Here is a 2,646-nt window from a genome sequence, read left to right on the forward strand (position 1 = left end):
GAGGGTACGAGGGTACGAGGGTACGAGGGTACGAGGGTACGAGGGTACGAAAGTACGAAGGTACGAAAGTACGATATTGATAATATCTGAAATTATGAGAGAGATTAGAAGGCATAAGGATTTGAATGTTTTTCAGCTTTCTTTTGAAGCTGGGATGGAAATTTTCAGAATGACAAAGAAGTTTCCAAAAGAAGAAACTTATTCTCTTACTGACCAGATCAGGAGGTCTTCAAGGTCAGTTTCTGGAAATATTGCCGAAGCATGGAGAAAAAGGATTAATCCGAAGTCATTTGTTGCAAAATTGAATGATGCGGAAGGTGAAGCGGCAGGGTCCCAGGTGTGGTTGGATTATGCACTTGCATGTGAATACATTGAAAAATCAACGCATGAAGCATTGTATGACAAATACGAACACATCATCGCAATGCTTGTCAGCATGCAGTCAAATCCCGAAAAATAGAACCTGATAAGAAAATAAATCACACTTTTCCCCGTCCTTTCGCCCCCTTCGTCCCTTCGTAATGTCGTACTATCGTCCCCTCGTCCCTTCGTCCCCTCGTACTTTCACCCTACATTGGAAACCCAGCGCATGATGGAAAGCATGATCAATATATGATTCTTCAATTTAAGTGGACAATTTCGTTTATTTTAACTATCTTTGAGAACTGTAGGTCTGAAATATTAAAACCTTTGGTTCATATTTATGAAACAGGACTTGGTTTATAAACTATACAATGACAGAAGAACGGTTTTTTCGTTGAAGGAAATTGCCATGCTTGTTGATGAACCTGATTTTAACAAACTTAAGCAAAGGGTTAATTATTATGTACGTTCCGGTAAGTTAAAGAACCCGCGTCGCGGCATTTATACCAAGGATAATTATTCTCTTGAAGAGTTAGCCTGCAAAATCTACAAACCTGCCTATATTTCCCTGGAATATATTTTACGCAACGCTGGTATTATATTTCAATACAGCTCACAAATTACAGTCATAAGTTATTTAAGCCGCACGTTAACAATTGATGGGAGTGAATTTGTATTCAGGAAAATTAAAAATAAAATAATATACAACAATACCGGTATCATAATGAACGACATTGGAATTAGCCAGGCTACCCCTGCCCGAGCCTTCCTCGATATACTCTATTTAACCAGGGAATATTATTTTGATTCACTAGAGGGATTGGAGAAGGAAGAAGTTGTAAAAATACTTCCAGTATATCAATCCGTGCGGCTAACAAATCTGGTTCAGAAGCTTCTGAAAAATGCTTGATATTAACAGACATAAGTTTTTTCTGCTTACCCTCCTAAAGGAGATTTATGCCGATATAGAGTTGGCTACTGCCCTTGGTTTTAAAGGAGGCACGGCTCATATGCTCTTTTATGGATTACCCCGGTTTTCGGTAGATCTGGATTTTAATCTTTTAACGCCGGACAAGCGTAATACTGTTTTTAAAAAAATCAGAGATATCGTTCTAAAGCACGGTAAAATCCGCGATGAAGCAGAAAAGTATTTTGGTCTTTTACTGGTACTTAACTATGGCCTGCAGGAAAGGAACCTAAAAATAGAGATTTCAAACCGGGAATTTCCGGATAGATATGAAATTAAACATTTTCTGGGAATTGCCATGAAGGTTATGGTCAAACCCGATATGTTTGCTCATAAACTTTGTGCGCTATTAGACAGAACCATGCTAACCAACCGTGACGTATTTGATGTGTATTATTTCTTACTTCAAAAAACTCCGGTTAACAAATTGATTGTGGAAGAAAGAACGAAAATATCCCTGGAAGCATATTTGGATAAATGCATTTCACGAATTGATGATATTCCCCCGAAAAGCCTGCTAAATGGCATTGGTGAGCTGATAGACAATAACATGAAAGCTTTTGTCAGGAGCAAACTCAAAGCTGAAACTTTGCAAATGCTTAAGTTGTACAGGGAATTTCCACTGGTTGATTGAATATTAGCCGCATCAGTCATCAGTCAGGTTGCAAACAAACGACAAGAGGTGAGGGGTGAGAGATGAGATATGAGAGGTGAGATATGAGAGGTGAGAGGTGAGAAATTGAAAATGCTTAACTTCGAAAGTCACAAGAAAAGTTTATTCATGAGTCAGATTAATAGTTTCAGGGATTTGATCGTATTTCAGAAAGCTTATGAAGTTGCAATGGAAATATTTGAAATAACAAAGGAATTTCCCAAGGAAGAAAAGTATTCCCTTACTGATCAAATTAGACGATCCTCAAGATCTGTTACCTCAAACATTGCCGAAGCCTGGGCCAAAAGGATTTATGTCAAAAAAATGCTGATCTCAATGATCAATAACCCGGATAAGTTCTCCAGATAACTCACTACTCATCTCTCATCTCTCACCTTTCACCGCTGGGATGGGCATCTCTTCAATATCCGGGATAAGGCTACGAAGGAGAATCCGGTGACCAATGCGGAGTTTTTGAAAAGGAGGTACCGGAGGACGGATGATATTATCAGGGCGGTGCAGGAAGGATCTTTTCCGGAGAAGGTGATGCTTAACTTTCATCCGCAGCGGTGGAGTGATAAAGTCCCGCCCTGGCTCAAGGAACTGATCTGGCAAAACATTAAAAATCAAGGAAAACGATTCCTCCTTACCCTCCGCAAATAAA

Annotated in this window: 5 protein-coding genes; 4 read left to right on the plus strand and 1 reads right to left on the minus strand. The window is 39.3% G+C overall.

What is annotated here, in order from left to right:
* The first annotated feature begins 94 nt into the window (after window positions 1-94).
* The 4 genes from KKA81_17445 (at window position 95) to KKA81_17460 (ending at window position 2,351) form a co-directional block, all read left to right on the plus strand.
* A complete protein-coding gene (locus tag KKA81_17445; GenBank protein ID MBU2652715.1) occupies window positions 95-460 on the plus strand; it encodes a four helix bundle protein in 366 nt (121 codons plus the stop codon).
* 243 nt (window positions 461-703) lie between these two features.
* Window positions 704-1,273: a hypothetical protein gene (locus tag KKA81_17450; GenBank protein ID MBU2652716.1), complete on the plus strand. Its 570-nt coding sequence runs from the start codon at window positions 704-706 to the stop codon at window positions 1,271-1,273.
* Entirely contained in the window at window positions 1,266-1,964 is a 699-nt protein-coding gene (locus KKA81_17455) for a nucleotidyl transferase AbiEii/AbiGii toxin family protein (protein MBU2652717.1), read from the plus strand. Before KKA81_17450 ends, KKA81_17455 begins: the two co-directional genes overlap by 8 nt.
* Before the next feature lie 147 nt (window positions 1,965-2,111).
* Complete coding sequence (locus KKA81_17460; protein ID MBU2652718.1) at window positions 2,112-2,351, plus strand: four helix bundle protein; 240 nt, start codon at window positions 2,112-2,114, stop codon at window positions 2,349-2,351.
* 15 nt (window positions 2,352-2,366) lie between these two features.
* Here KKA81_17460 and KKA81_17465 read toward each other — a convergent pair.
* Window positions 2,367-2,646: hypothetical protein (locus KKA81_17465; protein MBU2652719.1), on the minus strand; the 280-nt coding region annotated here is incomplete at its 5' end.

The organism is Bacteroidota bacterium (assembly GCA_018831055.1).
In the GTDB taxonomy this organism is placed as follows: Bacteria; Bacteroidota; Bacteroidia; order Bacteroidales; family B18-G4; genus M55B132.